The organism is Falsiruegeria sp. JB4-1, assembly GCF_055693495.1.
This window is the reverse complement of the sequence record NZ_JBVFTZ010000001.1, coordinates 1,900,920-1,916,102: the sequence shown is the minus strand read 5'-3', so window position 1 is coordinate 1,916,102 and position 15,183 is coordinate 1,900,920. Positions and strand designations below refer to the sequence as shown.

Genomic DNA, 15,183 nt, shown 5'->3' with positions numbered 1-15,183 from the left:
TCAGATCAGCTGCCTGACGAGAACATGTGGGTGCCGTCACCCGCAGCAGTGTCCGCCGTGGCAACCGGAGCCGAACCGGATGAAAACATCTGTGTACCCTCGCCCGCAGTGGCGTCTGCGCTGGCCGAAGGGGCAGAGCCCGACGAAAACATCTGTGTGCCTTCTCCGGTGGTTGCATCTGCACTGATCGACGGTGCGGAACCCGACGAGAACATCTGCGTGCCTTCACCCCTGGTCGCATCGGCACCGACCGAAGGGGCCGAACCGGACGAAAACATCTGTGTGCCCTCGCCGGAGATCACGTCCGCGGTGGCGACAGGGGCCGAACCGGAGGAGAACATTTGCACCAGGTCACCAGCTGTGGCAGAGGTGGTGGCAGGCGCGGATCCTGACGAGAACATTTCGACCGCGTCGCCTGTGATGGCCTCGGTGGTCAGTGTGGGGGCAGAGCCGGAAGAGAACATTTCGGTCGCGTCGCCACCAAATGCATCGACGGTCATGGTGGGGGCAGAGCCGGATGAAAACATCTGAGTACCCTCGCCATCAAACAGGCTGTTACGGCCAGTGATCAGAGCTTCGGTAGTGGCGGTGATCTTGTGCTGAGCAGACATCGTATTTTCCTCATTTTGCGAAGTTGAATGCCCTTTCACGCTTGCAGCTGTAACGAGAGTCTCAAAACGGTTTTTCAATCTAAAGGTGTGGGTAAGAAAAGTTATCCACATTAAGAAAACTAGGCAGAATTTTGTCAGCCTTGGACTCTTGAATTTTCAGGGACCGAACACAAAATCTTATCCACAGGCCTGTTTTACATAGGTTTTTCCCATTTCAACCATGGATTGCATTAGAACCACATAATACAAGTGCCATAATTCAGCCCCATTTCCGCCGAATCTCCTGCCTCTGATTCTCCCGATCCAACGCTTGCCCTGTCCCCTCACATCGGCGATAGATCGAACCGCAGTCAGCCGGAGACACTTCATGAAAATCGCCACGTTCAACATCAACGGCATCAAAGCACGCGCGCAGGCCCTTCCTACCTGGCTGGACGAAGCACAGCCGGATGTTGTGCTGCTGCAAGAAATCAAATCCGTGGATGAAGCTTTTCCCCGCGAGCTGTTTGAAGAGCGCGGCTATAACGTCGAAACACATGGGCAAAAAAGCTTCAATGGGGTGGCTATTCTTTCCAAGCTTCCGCTCGAAGATGTCTCGCGCGGGCTGCCAGGCGATGACAGCGACGAACAGGCCCGCTGGATCGAGGCGACCGTGGTGGGCAAACAGGCGCTGCGCATTTGCGGGCTTTACCTGCCCAACGGCAACCCGGTCGAGTTGCAAGAGGATGGCTCGCCCTTGCCCGGCGGCAAATACGACTACAAACTGCGTTGGATGGAACGGCTGCATGCCCGTGCGACAGAACTGTTGGCGGACGAGACCCCTGTCCTGATGGCCGGTGACTACAACATCATCCCACAAGCCGAAGATGCCAAACGCCCCGAAGCCTGGCTTGAGGATGCGCTGCACCGCCCCGAAAGCCGCGAAGCCTATCGTCGGATCGTAAACCTGGGCTTCACTGAAGCCTTCCGTGCCCGCACCCAAGGTCCGGGGCATTATTCATTCTGGGACTATCAGGCGGGCGCCTGGAACCGCAACGATGGCATCCGCATCGACCATTTCCTGCTGACACCCACGGCGGCCGACCTGCTACAGGACTGTCAGATCGACGCCGAGGTACGCGGGCGCGAGAAACCGTCGGATCACGTGCCGGTTTGGGTCGAACTGGATCTCTGATCCGTCACGTCGTGGCGATAGAGCCAGTCGAACTGGTTCACCATTTTTTCAGGTGCGAACCGTCCCATCAGCCGCATCGCGCTGTGAGCGGCAAAGCGCAGGGGCGGAAAGCTCAAGTGGTATTTCCAGGCGTTCCCGTTGGCGGCCTCGATCACGCGCACGGCACGGTCGCGGCGGCGGGATTGATAGAGCTCCAGCCCCTCGCCCTGTGATCTTGCTTGGGTCAAGCTGTCAACCAGTGTCCAGGCATCTTCGAACGCAAGGTTCGCGCCCTGTGCCAGAAACGGTAGTGTCGGGTGAGCTGCATCGCCCAGAATAGCCAGGCCATCGCCAAACCAATTCTCGGCCACCGAATGACGGAAGAGACCCCACAGATGCACCCGATCCACCCGGTCGAGCAGCTGTTTGGCCACGCCGCCAAAATCCGAAAAGACCTCGCGCATTGCATCCGGGTCATCCTGGTGGTTCCACCCTTCGGCAACCCAGGCTGCGCGTTCTTGAACCGCAACGATGTTGACAAGTTCACCGCCGCGTAGTGGATAGCATACCAGATGACGACGCGGCCCCATAAAGACCTGAGCTTGCGCCCCCAGGCCCAGATCGTTGGGCACGGTCGCCCGCCAAGCGACTTGGCCTGTGAACTGAGGCTCGGCCTCGCCATTCAACGCCACTCGTGTTTTAGAGTGTAATCCGTCCGCTCCCACGATCAGATCCGCTTGCATCTGTGCCCCATTGGCCAGTGAGACAGCTGGCACGCGTCCCGGCACCACCTGATTAACCTTTTGCAATAGGCGAACATGAACACCCGCCTTGCGCACGGCCGTCGCCAGGGCGTCGATCAGGTCGGCCCGGTGCACGAATTGATAGATCTGGTCGGCGGCATAATGTGCCAAGTCCAAAGTCACCACTGGCGCTCCGTGGCGATAGTCGCGAAGTTGCACGGCCTCGGCTTTGACCGAATGTTGCGCTACGCTTTGGACCAAACCTAGTGCTTTCAATACAACGCCACCATTGGGGCTGATCTGCAAACCCGCTCCCACTTCCGTGATGGCTTCGGCCTGCTCCAAAACGGTGACGTCCGCACCCAACTGGCGAAATGCCAATGCCGCGGTCAAACCGCCGACACCGGCACCTACAACGATAATCTTTTGACCGCTCAGTCTCATAGGGGTCTCTTGAACAAAAAAAGCCGGAGCAACAAGCCCCGGCGTTTCAATCTTTTGGTCAGCCTTACGACCTCAGTCGTCGCGGTGAACTTTTTCGCGCCGCTCGTGCCGCTCCTGTGCTTCCAGGCTCATGGTAGCAATTGGGCGGGCGTCCAGGCGTTTGAGCGAGATAGGCTCCCCCGTCACGTCGCAGTAACCATATTCACCTTCGTCGATGCGGCGTAGGGCACTGTCGATCTTGGCAACCAGTTTGCGCTGTCGATCCCGTGTGCGCAGTTCAAGCGCTCGGTCGGTTTCTTCGCTGGCACGATCGGCAACATCAGGAATGTTGCGTGTGCTGTCCTGCAAACCTTCGATAGTGTCGCGGCTTCCCGCCAGAAGTTCGCTTTTCCAATTGATCAGCTTGCGACGGAAATACTCAAGCTGTCGATCATTCATAAAAGGTTCATCCTCGGCCGGACGATAGTCCTCCGGCAGAAAAACTTCCTGCTTCATCTTGGCTCCCTCGGTATGGCCCACAACGTCCGTCATCTTGCTTCTCCAGACATTTGGCTCCCCCTTCTGCCGCAGCATTTATCTGACGCTAATAAGAATGTCACTACACAAACACGATCAGCGAACAGGAACCGCGAACTTGTGGCAAAACCGGGTCAAACTCCAGTTTAATTGGGATATTTTGCGTCAGATTGTTTACCCAAAGGTTACTCATCGCAGCGGCTACTGGCTGAATTCCACAAAGAATTGACCGAGAAATACTCTCAAGTTGCGACTCAGCGGCGGAGTTTGGCAGGTCCCACCCGGGTGAAACCGGGGCATTATCAGCCCATTCCGCTAAAAATACCTCTTTGCCGACGCAGCGGCGCACCTTGTCAAACCACCCTGACCAAACTACCCACTGAAGCAACGCGCAAAGTGCGCCACGATATCCGAGTGAAAGAGGGCAAGACATGACCGCACGCTTCCAGGGAACCGCCGAGTATGTGGCGACAGACGATCTGACGATTGCCGTAAACGCCGCCGTAACGCTTGAGCGCCCGCTGCTGGTTAAGGGCGAACCTGGTACCGGGAAAACCGAGCTTGCAAAGCAGGTCGCGGGCGCCTTGGGTCTGCGAATGATCGAGTGGAACATCAAATCGACCACCCGAGCGCAGCAGGGCCTGTATGAATACGATGCCGTCAGCCGTCTGCGCGACAGTCAGCTGGGCGAAGAAAAAGTTCACGACGTCAGCAACTACATCAAAAAAGGCAAGCTGTGGCAGGCCTTTGAGGCAGACGAAAAGGTCGTGCTGCTGATTGACGAGATCGACAAGGCCGACATCGAATTCCCCAACGACCTGCTGCAGGAACTCGATAAGATGGAGTTCCACGTCTACGAAACTGGCGAGACCATCAAGGCGAAACAGCGCCCGATCGTCATCATCACTTCGAACAACGAGAAAGAGCTACCCGACGCCTTCCTGCGCCGCTGTTTTTTCCACTATATTCGCTTCCCGGACGAACAGACCATGCGCAAAATCGTCGGGGTCCACCACCCGGGCATCAAAGAAGGCCTTCTGACCACCGCACTGACCCAATTCTACGAAATCCGCGAGACATCCGGCCTGAAGAAAAAACCATCGACCTCGGAAGTTCTGGACTGGCTCAAGCTGCTGCTGGCCGAGGATCTGACTTCGGAAGATCTGAAACGCGATGGAGCAAGTGCCCTGCCAAAGCTTCACGGTGCATTGCTCAAGAACGAGCAGGACGTGCATCTATTCGAACGCCTGGCATTCATGGCGCGTGGACAACGGTAAATCAACTTAAAAATGACCAGACCCGCAGTGTCACCACTGCGGGTTGTCGAGCTTTGGCCGATCAAGGCGAAGAGTAATTTTCTAATTGAAATCAGGACACAAGCCAACTTGCCTTAACTGTGTCAGAATGCGACCATAGTACTGACGAGAAGGCGCAGCAGATTGAATGGATTGCAGACCGTCTTAGCAATCGGGATTATTTGAGAGTGGCCAGTCTAGACATTATGCGCGTTATTCACATCATCGACGTCGGAATACACCGTGATGAATCCAGCACGAGGCAGCTTTCATGATCCGCAAAACCGTGCTGCTTTTGGCGCTTTTGGGTTCGGCATGTAACACAGTGCCCTTGGAAGATCCCCCAACCCGAGCCCAGATAGCCGACAGCAGCCTTCCGCCGATGAAAGCATTCGTGACGCCACATCCAACGGCGCCGACCCGGTCGAATGGGAACATAGCCGCCGACTTTTTATCTTTGCATTTCGAGTTGGAAAGCGGCCGGGACCTGCCTGTTTTCACACGTTTTGAAAAACCGATCACTGTTCGCGTAACCGGTTCGCCGCCGCAGACACTCAATGGCGATCTCAACCGGTTGCTCGTGCGTTTGCAACGCGAAGCCGGTGTCGACATTCAGCGTGTTCAAAGTGGAGCGGCAGACATCACCATCGAAGCCGTGAGCCGCGCCGAGATTCGTCGTGCCTTGCCTCAGGCTGCGTGTTTTGTGGTTCCGAATGTGTCCAGTCTTGCCGAGTTCCGTCGCGACCGACGTAAGGCCAAGACAAACTGGTCATTGCTTAGATCGCGGGAACGTCTAGGAATTTTCTTGCCTTATGACGCCAGCCCGCAAGAGGTTCGCGATTGCCTGCACGAAGAATTGGCCCAGGCCATTGGCCCGCTAAACGACCTCTATCGTCTTCCGGACTCGATCTTCAACGACGACAATATTCATACGGTTCTGACCGGATTTGACATGCTGATCCTGCGGGCGACCTATTCGCCTGAATTGCGCAATGGCATGACACGCGCCGAAGTGTCCAACGCGCTACCGGGCATTCTGGCCCGCCTGAACCCACGCGGCGCTTCGGTAGCATCCCAGCCGGTTACGACCACCCCGCGCAGCTGGATTGACGCAGTGCAAAAGACTCTGGGGCCAGGCGCCTCCACACAAGAACGCAAAGCAGCGGCAACTCAAGCCGTCAATATTGCGCAACGTATGGGTTGGAAAGAAAATCGCCACGCCTTCAGCCTGTTCAATCTGGGACGTTTGACACAGGTTTCGGACCCGGTTCTAGCGCAGCAATATTTTGGAACCGCCTTGCATTATCTGGCGCAAACACCCGGAACGGATTTGCACAAGGCCAATATTGCGACCCATACGTCTGCCTATGAGATCGCACGTGGAAACGGAAAAGGCGCCTTACGTCAGATCAACCCCAGCATCGAAGTTGCCGCAAAGGCCGAGAATGCCGCACTTCTTTCACTGCTCATGTTGCTAAAAGCCGAAGCGCTGGAGATGACTGGTCGCTATGATGAGGCACGCTCTGTCAGGCTGGACAGTCTGGGATGGGCGCGTTACGGGTTTGGATCAGACTATGCGGTTCGGGCAAGAATGCGCGAGATTTCGGCCTTGAACCCCAACAAGCGAGTGGGCGGTTAAACGCAGATGATCATTATCGGATTGGCCCTGTTTGGGGCGGTTCTTGGCGGTATGACCGCTAAAAAACGTAACGGCACGCGGGCCGATATTGCACAGTATGCGGCCGGTTACGGAATTGCTTTTGCGCTCATTGGGGTGGTAGCAACGCTTATCCTTCACCGAATGGCGCTATAACCTCATGTTCCTGCCCTTTTTCGAAAACCTCCGCAAAGCTGGCATTCCCGTATCTCTGCGTGAATACCTGACTTTTCTGGAGGGGATGAAACGGGGTCTGGCCACATACGATGTTGAGGCGTTCTACTACCTCGCCCGCGTGTCGATGGTGAAAGACGAGCGCAACATCGACAAGTTCGATCAGGCGTTCGCACACAGCTTCAAAGGCTTGGAAGAGATCAGCTTTCAACAGGTGATGGAAGCCGTCGACATTCCCAGCGAGTGGCTGGAAAAGATGGCCGAAAAACACCTGAGCCCAGAAGAAATGGCCGAGATCGAGGCCATGGGTGGCTTTGAAAAGCTGATGGAGACGCTGCAAGAGCGGCTCAAGGAACAAGAAGGTCGCCATCAGGGTGGCAACAAATGGATCGGCACTGCCGGAACCTCACCCTTTGGTGCCTACGGCTACAACCCCGAAGGCGTGCGCATCGGCCAGAAGGAAAGCCGCCACAAGCGCGCGGTCAAAGTCTGGGACAAGCGCGAGTTCAAGAACCTTGATGACACTGTTGAACTTGGCACCCGAAACATCAAAGTCGCCCTGAAACGCCTGCGCCGGTGGGCCCGCGAAGGGGCGCATGACGAGCTGGATCTGGACGGCACCATCCGCGCCACGGCTGAACATGGCTATCTGGACGTCAAAACCCGCCCCGAGCGTCACAACGCAGTCAAAGTGCTTCTGTTTCTTGACGTAGGCGGTTCGATGGATCCCCACATCAAGGTGGTGGAAGAACTGTTTTCGGCGGCCCGGACCGAGTTCAAGCACATGGAATATTTCTATTTCCACAATTGCCTGTACGAAGGTGTCTGGCGCGACAATCGCCGCCGTTGGGATGAACAGATGCCCACGCATGAGGTGCTACGCACCTATGGGCCAGACTACAAATGCATCTTTGTGGGCGACGCCAGCATGTCGCCGTATGAAATTGCTTATCCCGGTGGCGCCAACGAACATTGGAACCCCGAGGCAGGCCAGGTCTGGCTGCAACGCGCCCGCGATCAGTGGAATTCCAACCTTTGGATTAACCCGGTGCCCGAGAAGTATTGGGAATACACGCATTCCATCGGCATGATCCGCGAGATCTTTGCAGACAACATGGTGCCCATGACCCTGTCCGGTCTGGAACAGGGCATGCGCGAGTTGACGCGCTAACCCCCTCCGGGACGAATTTACCTTCGCATCTCGCCCCTTACGTGCAAAGCTGTGGCCATCGCTGCTATGACTTTGATTCAGACTCATGGGGGTTTTCATGAGACATTTATTGCTTCTTTCTGTCGCCACTCTGGCCCTGACCGGACCTGCTGCTGCACAATTTGTTCCGTCACAGGAATCGCTTGAGGGCCTATACCCCGGTAAAGCCTATTCACCCTACGCCAAGCGTTCTTTCCCAAGCCGCGTGTTCTGGGGCGATACGCACCTGCACACTGGCTATTCGATGGATGCGGGCCTGTTTGGCAACACCACCGGCCCGGACACCGCCTATAAATTCGCGCGTGGCGAGGAAGTCACCGCCGCCTCAGGCCAGCCAGTCAAACTGGCCCGTCCGTTGGATTGGCTTGTGGTAACGGAGCATTCCGATGGCATGGGCATGATCTTTGACCTCAAGGATGGCGCACCCAACGTTCTGGCCACCGATCAGGGCCGCCGCTGGAGCGAGGCGATCAACGAGGGCGGTGAAGCGTCGATAGCCGCCACGCTCGACCTGATCACCACCTTTTCCCAGGGCGAAATGGACCCCAATTTGATCGCGGATTATTCGCCCGGCTCGCCAATCTACGCCTCAGTCTGGGAAGATCTGATTCAGACGGCCGAGACCTACAACGAGCCGGGCCGGTTCACTGCCTTTCACGGGTTTGAATGGACCTCGCTTGATAAGGGCAACAACCTGCACCGCAATGTCATCCTGCGTGACGGCGCCAACAAAGCCTCGCAAGTCGAACCAATGGTCACCCAAGGGGCTGGCGGCACGACTGACCCCATGGGGCTTTATGCCTGGCTAGAAGACTATGAGGCCAAAACCGGCGGCCAAGCTTTTGCCCTGGCCCATAACGGGAACCTGTCCAACGGCATCATGTTCCCCACAGACGAACGCTTTACCGGTGACATGGTCGACGAGGCCTATGTCACTGCCCGCGCCAAATGGGAGCCTCTGTATGAGATCACCCAGATCAAAGGCGACGGCGAGACCCACCCGATCCTGAGCCCGGATGACGAATTTGCCGATTACGAAACCTGGGATGCTGGCAACCTTGACCTGACCGAGGCCAAGACCGAGGACATGTTGCGCGGCGAATATGCCCGCGAAGCGTTGAAACTGGGCTTTGCGCTGGCGCAGAAGTTCGGTGTGAATCCTTACCGTTTTGGCTTCTCTGGCGCCACGGACAGCCACACCTCGCTGGCCACTGCCGATAGCGACAACTATTTCGGCAAAGCCACCAATGCCGAGCCGTCGCCGACCCGGATGGCGCACCCCTTTACAAAGACCGATCAGGGTGAATTCCCCGGCTGGTCTCTGGTTGCGTCGGGCTACACCGGGGTCTGGGCCGAAGAAAACACCCGAGAGGCGATCTGGGACGCCATGGTCCGGCGCGAGGTCTATGCCACCACCGGCCCCCGCATGGCCGTGCGCTTCTTTGGTGGGTGGGAGTTCTCGGACGCTGACCTTCGCACCCGTAATCCAGCCTTCATCGGGTACGACAAGGGTGTGCCAATGGGCGCTGACCTGCGCGCGGCGACCTCAGATGCGCCGACATTCATGGTCTATGCCCTGCGTGATCCCATCGGGGCCAACCTTGACCGTGTGCAGATCATCAAAGGCTGGATGGATGCGGACGGTGAACTGCACGAAAAGGTCTATGACGTTGCTTGGTCCGACGACCGCGAACTGGACGCCAACGGCAAGCTGCCCGCAGTCGGCAACACGGTGGATGAAGAGGCTGCCAGCTGGAGCAACACCATCGGCGCATCAGAACTGGCCACCGTCTGGACCGACCCGGATTTCGACGCGGGCCAACAGGCGTTCTATTACGCGCGTGTGTTGGAAATCCCGACACCGAGGTGGGTGCTCTATGACAAGGTCCGCCTAGATGTCGAGGTTCCGGCTGACGCCGTGCGCATCGGGCAAGAGCGCGCCTATACGTCACCCATCTGGTACGCGCCCGAAGGTTGATCACAATGCGGGCAGGTCCCTTGCCCTGCCCGCCCCTTGGCCCCATCTTTGAGACATGATCAGGTTCACCCCAATCCTGCTGGCCATTCTGTATGCGCTGGTGATGTATCGGTTTTCGGTGTGGCGCACCAACCGCGAATTGGACGCGCGCTCGACCGAACTGGCTGATCCCGGTCTTAAGGCTCTGACCGATCGGCTGGCAGCAGCGCTCGATCTGCGGCGTATCCCGGTTTACATCTATGAAATAGATCCAGTGAACGGGTTGGCCGCCCCGGACGGGCGCATTTTTATTACCCGCGGGTTTTACCGCAAGTACCAGAACGGCGAGATCACGGGCCCCGAGATGGTCTCGGTTATTGCCCATGAAATGGGGCATGTGGCGCTTGGGCATTCACGGCGTCGGATGATCGACTTTTCCGGGCAAAATGCCATGCGTACCGCTCTGGCCATGATCCTGAGCCGGTTCATCCCCTTCATCGGCGCCTGGATCGCCGGTGGTCTGACGTCGTTGCTGGCGGCGCGCCTGTCCCGTTCCGATGAATATGAGGCCGATGAATACGCCGCGGCGCTGTTGACCAAGGCAGGTATCGGGATCAGCCCGCAGAAATCACTGTTCCACAAGCTCGAAGAGCTGACCGGCCAGCGCGCAGGCGTCACCCCGGCCTGGTTGATGAGCCATCCCAAAACCACAGAGCGTATCGCCGCTTTGGAAGAGTTGGAAACCCGCTGGGATCAGGCCTAGCCGCGCGCCTCTTGATCGCTGAGCAGCGCACGCATGATTGCGCGTGCACGGCGCTGATTGTCTTCGTCCAAAGCGAAATAGAGCGCATTGGCCTGCGGATCGCTTTGCATCGGCGTGATCAGGTCGCCCGGATCCGCATGCAAAACATGAGCGATCTTGACCAGTGTCGCCACATTGGGTGTCTTGGCCCGACCACTTAGAATATCGCGAACGGACGTGACACCCAGCCCGGCCTCGCGCGCCACAGCGCCGGGATTGGTCCCTTGCTCTTCAATCAGAGCCGCGATCTTGCGCGCGATGTGTTTCCCCAGCTCTGCGTCGTCCTCGTAATGCATGACAGTTCCCCGAGAAAGAATGATTCAACGTCCTTGATGTATCTTGCGTATTGTCCGGTATCAACCTCACCTGCGAAAAATTGCATAGCAGATATGCTTCGGAAAAGAACGTCTGATCATTGAAAGTGGATGAAGTGCCGTCTATTTGAGTATCACAGCGATGATCAATCCTTCAAAGCAGATGGAAAACCGACATGACATTCCTTTCGAAACTGATGATGGCCACCTTGATGGCCTCGACCGCTCTGGCCTCTGCCGCAGACGCCTGCTCGCGCCTGGCCAAACCCTCGGACCACGGCGTCGCTTATGTACGCTCGGTCGATTGGGGCACCAAAACCGGGATGGATCTTGTGACCTTTGGCGTGGGGGATGATGTCACAAGCTACACAGCCGACGGATACGACGCACAAACCAACCGCGGCGCGCGGAACTTCACCGTGGCCTGGGTTGAAAACAAAACCTTTCACGGGGTGCAGGCCCAGGCCTTCAATGACAAGGGGATGGTGGCAGACACGCTTTATATGGCGGTTAGCGCGGACTACATCACCGAATATGAAGACACTGGCGCCCCAGCTGTGAACCTTGCCGACGCCCCCGGCTATATGGTGGCCATGTACGACACCGCGCCACAGATCGCCGCAGCTTACGAGGCCGGAGAATTCCAGCTTGCCTGGTTCGCCGACCTGGGAGCCGCTGCACCAACACGGTGTCCATGTCTCGGCGGTTGATGCCAACGGCGATGTCATCCTGTTTCAGGTAAACAAGGGCGGCAAGGTCGTGGTCTACACCGGCAACGTTCAAGACAGCGATCTGGGCGTCAAAGCCAACGCACCCTTGCTGCAGGAACACCGTGAGAATATCGCCCAGTTCAATGCCGAGGATGGCAAGACCGCAGCCAACGTGCCTGCCGACATTTCGTCGCCAAGCCGTCACTTGCGCCTGACCTGGTTGAACCAGAACATCACGCTCGAGGGCATGTCCAAACCGCAGGCCTTGGGTACGGTGCAGAACATGTATGACAGCGGTGCAAGTGTTCCCGCACAGGTGATCGACCCCGCCATCGGGGATACCTACACCACCTGGCAGACCAGCAGGACCATTCTGGGCGATGACGTGGTGACCGTACGCGATTTCTCGACCGCGGCCGAGATCAGCTACTCGATCACAGACGCCAAAATCGCGCATGAACTCAATGGCGGTCAGGTCTGTGCCGATGCAATGGCCCAAGCCAACGAAGGTCGCCAGATGATCGAATTTACCCCCTGCCAGCCCGGTGCAGGGTCCTGACAAAAAACAGCCCCGTCGTTGCAGGCGGGGCTGTTTTGGCTACAGAACCGCTCAGGTCGTCAGCGCTTTTGCCAAACGCGGCAGACGCGCTTTTTTTAACAGAGAGCGCATCTCCCAAGCGTCTCCGGACAGGCGATTGGCTTCGTCCAGCACTTTTGCGGCCACAAGGGCGATCTGACTAGGTTGCTCCTGCCAAAACTGCAAAAGCAAGGTGTCCGGATCAATGCGATCCAGCCCCTCTTCGGCCAGGATGTGTCGGGGAAAGTCCCGGCGATTGACGGTGACGATCATATCCGCCGAACCAGAGATTGCAGCCGCCAAAACATGGACGTCAGCCGCATCCGGCAGCCACAGGCGTTGTTCGATACCCGGCGCCGGTGGAATCTCTGCCCCAGGCCAACTTGCGCGGATCAACGCAATCTCGGATCTCGCCTGTGCCTCACCCGTTGGGCCTAGCTTGACGCTGGCCCGCGCCCATTCTTCTAAGATGCGCTCGGACCAAAGAGGGGTGTAGAACCCCGCTTTGGCAGCGCCCAACAACATTTCGCGCATCACCGTGGGGAAGATGACACAGGTGTCCAGTACGGCCCTCATAGACGAAAGAATACTGCCTTGAGGTATCCGCTTTCAGCCAGTTGCGGCAATTGCGGGTGATCAGGACCTGCGTAGCCGGTGTGAAGCAGTTGCGCATTGCGCCCGGCCCGACCGATGCCCCGTGCGGAAGCCGCACGGAACTTGCCCAGATCTGCGGAATGAGAGCACGAACACAGCCCCAGATAGCCACCTTCGCGCACCAGAGGCGCCGCCAATCGCGCGACACGCTCATAGGCGCGTAACCCGGCTTCCAACGTCTGTTTCGACGGAGCAAAGGCAGGTGGGTCGCAAATCACAACGTCAAAACTCTGCCCTTCATCTGCCAGCGCGGTCAGCACGTCAAAGGCATCGCCCTTGCGCGTGGTGAAACGGTCACCTACCCCGCTCGCTTCAGCGCCCTGTTCTGCAAGGCTCAATGCGGCAGCAGAACCATCAACCGACAGCGCCTCGCCTGCGCCACCGGCAAGCATGGCCAGGCCAAAGCCGCCAACATGGGAAAAGACATCCAGCACCTTGGCACCGGGATGCACCAACCGCGCTGCAAAGGCGTGGTTTTCCCGCTGATCAAAGAACAGCCCCGTTTTCTGACCGCCGGTCAAGTCAGCCATGTACGTCGCCCCATTCATCGGCACATGTAGCGGCGCATTCGGCGCGGCGCCCAAGAGCACCGCATTGACATCATCCAAACCTTCCAGACCGCGTGTCCTGCCTGAGGCGTTTTTGAGGATGGTGCTGACACCAGTGACCGAAGCAATCGCTCCTGCCAGCATGTCAAGATGGCTCTCCGCCCAGGCGGCATTGGGTTGCAGAACACAAGTATCACCGAACCGGTCGATAATGACCCCTGGCAACCCATCAGCCTCGGCATGAACCAGGCGATAGAATGGTGCGTCGTACATCTGCTCGCGCAAACGCAGCGCCTTGAGGAGGCGGGCCTCGAACCAGCTGGCATTCAACTCGGTGCCGGGATCGCGATCCAACATTCGAGCAATGATTTTGGAGTTCGAATTTATCGACACCACCCCCAAGGGTGCACGTGTGTCATCTTCGAGAATTGCCAAAGTACCGGGCTCCAGTTTCCTGGTGCGCCGGTCGGTGACCAGTTCATTGGCGTAAACCCACGGAAAACCGTGCCGAATGGCACGGGCGTTGGCCTTGGGTTTCAGGCGAATAATTGGACGTTCGGATGCAAAAGAAGGCGCTGTCATAGCGCCCTCTTACTAAGATTGCTTTGAGTGTGAAAGCCTCAGATGTTGTTAAGCAACTGATAGAAGCCCAGTGAAGCGTTCTCATACCCTTTGGGGTTGCTCAATTCTTGGCGGATAACCTCGGCCAGGTGATTGGTGATCCGAACCTTTTGGGTTTGCCCACGAGCCTCGGCAGCCAGGGCTTCTTTACCACCAAAGGCATCCAGGTCGGCGCGAACACGACGTACTGGCACCAGAAGCTCGCCCGTCTTTGGGTTCTTGAGAGCCAGCTCAAAAGTGATCGAATGGACACCGCCGGTCGTATACCGCGCCTTTTCAGTCAGAGCATGGAACCGCGACACCTGCACGTAAACATCAACAGAAACGGGGCCATTCAGCGGTGACACGCCTTTTACCAGCGCATCCTGAACGATCTTTTGTACCTGGGCGTGGCGGTCTCCGATCGGATCTTCACGCCAAACGATGTCACCGCGCGGCAAATACCGGTTGGCCTCTGAAACCTTAAGGGAACGCGGTACGCGCACAGTAACCGAGTTCACAGAAACAGGGGTTTGTCCTGGAACAATCACCAAGGGACCGGAAAGCCCCGGAGTGGCGTCCGGAGTTGCGGCACGTGTCGCAGGAATTGCCACCTGCCCAACCGCTGCTGGGGGAATAGTGGCACGTGCTGTTTGGGTAAGTTCATAACCTGCCGGAGCGGAAACCGCACCATCAGGAAGAGGCTCGAAAGGGGCGTTGCGCGTCGGCACGTCGACTGCAGCACATGCCGAGACAGTCAAGCCTAAACCCATCAGCAGAATCATTCGCATGGATTTCATTGTCTCTTCTCCTTGAACGAGCCCTAAATGGGACTCTTTGCAACTTTGTGGTTCAAGGATTGCTGTTCAATTGAGGCAACTTTGAGACAATTTCTGACCGATTTAGAGATTGTTTCGATTTTGGGGAACTACGTTCAGGTCGAATCCCGTGGTCTGGACCGCCATCCGCCGCGACGTTTGGGTGTTTTCATTTCCTCCAACCCCTGCCGCAACACGATGGTCATCGGATGGTCCGCAGCCTCGTTCGCATGGCGTTCCAGCAATAGCGAGATCGCCGACCGAGAATCCTGACTGCCAGGTAGGCTCAAAGCCCAATCGAGGAATATGCTGCGACACTGAGAATCCACGATGCCTTCGATCTTGTATGATTCCCGGATCAGCCCTTTGGGATCCAGCACATCTTTGTCACTTGTCATCC

17 protein-coding genes are annotated in these 15,183 nt (G+C 57.4%); 9 read left to right on the top strand and 8 right to left on the bottom strand.

From position 1 onward, the window contains the following. Nucleotides 1-5: 5 nt before the first annotated feature. The gene (locus ACZ1HE_RS09820; RefSeq protein WP_472620590.1) at nt 6-611 is read right to left on the bottom strand and encodes a hypothetical protein; all 606 of its coding nucleotides are present in this window, start codon (nt 609-611) and stop codon (nt 6-8) included. A gap of 367 nt (nt 612-978) precedes the next feature. On the opposite strand from ACZ1HE_RS09820, the gene xth reads away from it, so the two are divergent. Next, entirely contained in the window at nt 979-1,785 is an 807-nt protein-coding gene (gene xth / locus ACZ1HE_RS09815) for an exodeoxyribonuclease III (RefSeq protein ID WP_472620589.1), read from the top strand. Here xth and ACZ1HE_RS09810 read toward each other — a convergent pair. Together ACZ1HE_RS09810 and dksA are read right to left on the bottom strand one after the other, a co-directional pair. Then, nucleotides 1,752-2,951, bottom strand: coding sequence for an FAD-dependent monooxygenase (locus tag ACZ1HE_RS09810; RefSeq protein ID WP_472620588.1), 1,200 nt, complete (start codon nt 2,949-2,951; stop codon nt 1,752-1,754). The genes xth and ACZ1HE_RS09810 overlap by 34 nt on opposite strands. A 72-nt stretch (nt 2,952-3,023) precedes the next feature. Further along, the gene (gene dksA, locus ACZ1HE_RS09805; RefSeq protein ID WP_472624427.1) at nt 3,024-3,446 is read right to left on the bottom strand and encodes an RNA polymerase-binding protein DksA; all 423 of its coding nucleotides are present in this window, start codon (nt 3,444-3,446) and stop codon (nt 3,024-3,026) included. A 452-nt stretch (nt 3,447-3,898) separates the two neighbouring features. On the opposite strand from dksA, the gene ACZ1HE_RS09800 reads away from it, so the two are divergent. From ACZ1HE_RS09800 to ACZ1HE_RS09775, 6 genes are all read left to right on the top strand, one after another. Then, nucleotides 3,899-4,744 carry an AAA family ATPase gene (locus tag ACZ1HE_RS09800; RefSeq protein ID WP_472620587.1) on the top strand — a complete coding sequence of 282 codons (846 nt, stop codon included), beginning with the start codon at nt 3,899-3,901 and terminating at the stop codon, nt 4,742-4,744. A gap of 289 nt (nt 4,745-5,033) precedes the next feature. Continuing rightward, complete coding sequence (locus ACZ1HE_RS09795) at nt 5,034-6,401, top strand: DUF2927 domain-containing protein (RefSeq protein WP_472620586.1); 1,368 nt, start codon at nt 5,034-5,036, stop codon at nt 6,399-6,401. A 6-nt stretch (nt 6,402-6,407) separates the two neighbouring features. After that, on the top strand, nt 6,408-6,575 hold the full coding sequence (locus tag ACZ1HE_RS09790) for an apolipoprotein acyltransferase (protein WP_472620585.1): 168 nt from the start codon (nt 6,408-6,410) through the stop codon (nt 6,573-6,575). Nucleotides 6,576-6,579: 4 nt separating this feature from the next. Continuing rightward, nucleotides 6,580-7,764 carry a vWA domain-containing protein gene (locus ACZ1HE_RS09785; protein ID WP_472620584.1) on the top strand — a complete coding sequence of 395 codons (1,185 nt, stop codon included), beginning with the start codon at nt 6,580-6,582 and terminating at the stop codon, nt 7,762-7,764. Between the two features lie 97 nt (nt 7,765-7,861). Further along, entirely contained in the window at nt 7,862-9,781 is a 1,920-nt protein-coding gene (locus ACZ1HE_RS09780) for a DUF3604 domain-containing protein (protein WP_472620583.1), read from the top strand. Nucleotides 9,782-9,836: 55 nt separating this feature from the next. Then, nucleotides 9,837-10,523, top strand: a complete 687-nt coding sequence (locus ACZ1HE_RS09775) for a M48 family metallopeptidase (protein WP_472620582.1) — start codon at nt 9,837-9,839, stop codon at nt 10,521-10,523. Here the strand turns inward: ACZ1HE_RS09775 and ACZ1HE_RS09770 are convergent. Next, complete coding sequence (locus ACZ1HE_RS09770) at nt 10,520-10,858, bottom strand: helix-turn-helix domain-containing protein (RefSeq protein ID WP_472620581.1); 339 nt, start codon at nt 10,856-10,858, stop codon at nt 10,520-10,522. The genes ACZ1HE_RS09775 and ACZ1HE_RS09770 overlap by 4 nt on opposite strands. A gap of 194 nt (nt 10,859-11,052) precedes the next feature. Between ACZ1HE_RS09770 and ACZ1HE_RS09765 the strand changes: the two genes are divergently transcribed. Continuing rightward, nucleotides 11,053-11,586 (top strand): Ntn hydrolase family protein, encoded by a 534-nt coding sequence (locus tag ACZ1HE_RS09765; RefSeq protein WP_472620580.1) that lies wholly within the window; start codon nt 11,053-11,055, stop codon nt 11,584-11,586. Then, entirely contained in the window at nt 11,525-12,145 is a 621-nt protein-coding gene (locus ACZ1HE_RS09760) for a hypothetical protein (RefSeq protein ID WP_472620579.1), read from the top strand. Before ACZ1HE_RS09765 ends, ACZ1HE_RS09760 begins: the two co-directional genes overlap by 62 nt. Before the next feature lie 51 nt (nt 12,146-12,196). On the opposite strand, the gene ACZ1HE_RS09755 is transcribed toward ACZ1HE_RS09760, so the two are convergent. The 4 genes from ACZ1HE_RS09755 to ACZ1HE_RS09740 all read right to left on the bottom strand — a co-directional run bounded on the left by ACZ1HE_RS09755 (nt 12,197) and on the right by ACZ1HE_RS09740 (nt 15,181). Continuing rightward, the gene (locus tag ACZ1HE_RS09755; protein WP_472620578.1) at nt 12,197-12,739 is read right to left on the bottom strand and encodes an RSP_2648 family PIN domain-containing protein; all 543 of its coding nucleotides are present in this window, start codon (nt 12,737-12,739) and stop codon (nt 12,197-12,199) included. Continuing rightward, nucleotides 12,736-13,947 carry an RSP_2647 family RNA methyltransferase gene (locus ACZ1HE_RS09750; RefSeq protein WP_472620577.1) on the bottom strand — a complete coding sequence of 404 codons (1,212 nt, stop codon included), beginning with the start codon at nt 13,945-13,947 and terminating at the stop codon, nt 12,736-12,738. The genes ACZ1HE_RS09755 and ACZ1HE_RS09750 overlap by 4 nt, the downstream gene beginning before the upstream one ends. A gap of 38 nt (nt 13,948-13,985) precedes the next feature. Next, a complete protein-coding gene (locus tag ACZ1HE_RS09745) occupies nt 13,986-14,765 on the bottom strand; it encodes a DUF6778 family protein (RefSeq protein ID WP_472620576.1) in 780 nt (259 codons plus the stop codon). 134 nt (nt 14,766-14,899) lie between these two features. After that, nucleotides 14,900-15,181 carry a hypothetical protein gene (locus ACZ1HE_RS09740; protein ID WP_472620575.1) on the bottom strand — a complete coding sequence of 94 codons (282 nt, stop codon included), beginning with the start codon at nt 15,179-15,181 and terminating at the stop codon, nt 14,900-14,902. Nucleotides 15,182-15,183 lie beyond the last annotated feature (2 nt).

Excerpts from the sequence above, each read along its gene's own strand:
- dksA (WP_472624427.1), bottom strand. The coding sequence starts at position 3,446 with ATGAAGCAGGAAGTTTTTCTGCCGGAGGACTATCGTCCGGCCGAGGAT.
- xth (WP_472620589.1), top strand. The coding sequence starts at position 979 with ATGAAAATCGCCACGTTCAACATCAACGGCATCAAAGCACGCGCGCAG.
- ACZ1HE_RS09775 (WP_472620582.1), top strand. The coding sequence starts at position 9,837 with ATGATCAGGTTCACCCCAATCCTGCTGGCCATTCTGTATGCGCTGGTG.
- ACZ1HE_RS09800 (WP_472620587.1), top strand. The coding sequence starts at position 3,899 with ATGACCGCACGCTTCCAGGGAACCGCCGAGTATGTGGCGACAGACGAT.
- ACZ1HE_RS09750 (WP_472620577.1), bottom strand. The coding sequence starts at position 13,947 with ATGACAGCGCCTTCTTTTGCATCCGAACGTCCAATTATTCGCCTGAAA.
- ACZ1HE_RS09755 (WP_472620578.1), bottom strand. The coding sequence starts at position 12,739 with ATGAGGGCCGTACTGGACACCTGTGTCATCTTCCCCACGGTGATGCGC.
- ACZ1HE_RS09765 (WP_472620580.1), top strand. The coding sequence starts at position 11,053 with ATGACATTCCTTTCGAAACTGATGATGGCCACCTTGATGGCCTCGACC.
- ACZ1HE_RS09795 (WP_472620586.1), top strand. The coding sequence starts at position 5,034 with ATGATCCGCAAAACCGTGCTGCTTTTGGCGCTTTTGGGTTCGGCATGT.
- ACZ1HE_RS09820 (WP_472620590.1), bottom strand. The coding sequence starts at position 611 with ATGTCTGCTCAGCACAAGATCACCGCCACTACCGAAGCTCTGATCACT.
- ACZ1HE_RS09770 (WP_472620581.1), bottom strand. The coding sequence starts at position 10,858 with ATGCATTACGAGGACGACGCAGAGCTGGGGAAACACATCGCGCGCAAG.
- ACZ1HE_RS09780 (WP_472620583.1), top strand. The coding sequence starts at position 7,862 with ATGAGACATTTATTGCTTCTTTCTGTCGCCACTCTGGCCCTGACCGGA.
- ACZ1HE_RS09745 (WP_472620576.1), bottom strand. The coding sequence starts at position 14,765 with ATGAAATCCATGCGAATGATTCTGCTGATGGGTTTAGGCTTGACTGTC.
- ACZ1HE_RS09740 (WP_472620575.1), bottom strand. The coding sequence starts at position 15,181 with ATGACAAGTGACAAAGATGTGCTGGATCCCAAAGGGCTGATCCGGGAA.
- ACZ1HE_RS09810 (WP_472620588.1), bottom strand. The coding sequence starts at position 2,951 with ATGAGACTGAGCGGTCAAAAGATTATCGTTGTAGGTGCCGGTGTCGGC.
- ACZ1HE_RS09790 (WP_472620585.1), top strand. The coding sequence starts at position 6,408 with ATGATCATTATCGGATTGGCCCTGTTTGGGGCGGTTCTTGGCGGTATG.
- ACZ1HE_RS09785 (WP_472620584.1), top strand. The coding sequence starts at position 6,580 with ATGTTCCTGCCCTTTTTCGAAAACCTCCGCAAAGCTGGCATTCCCGTA.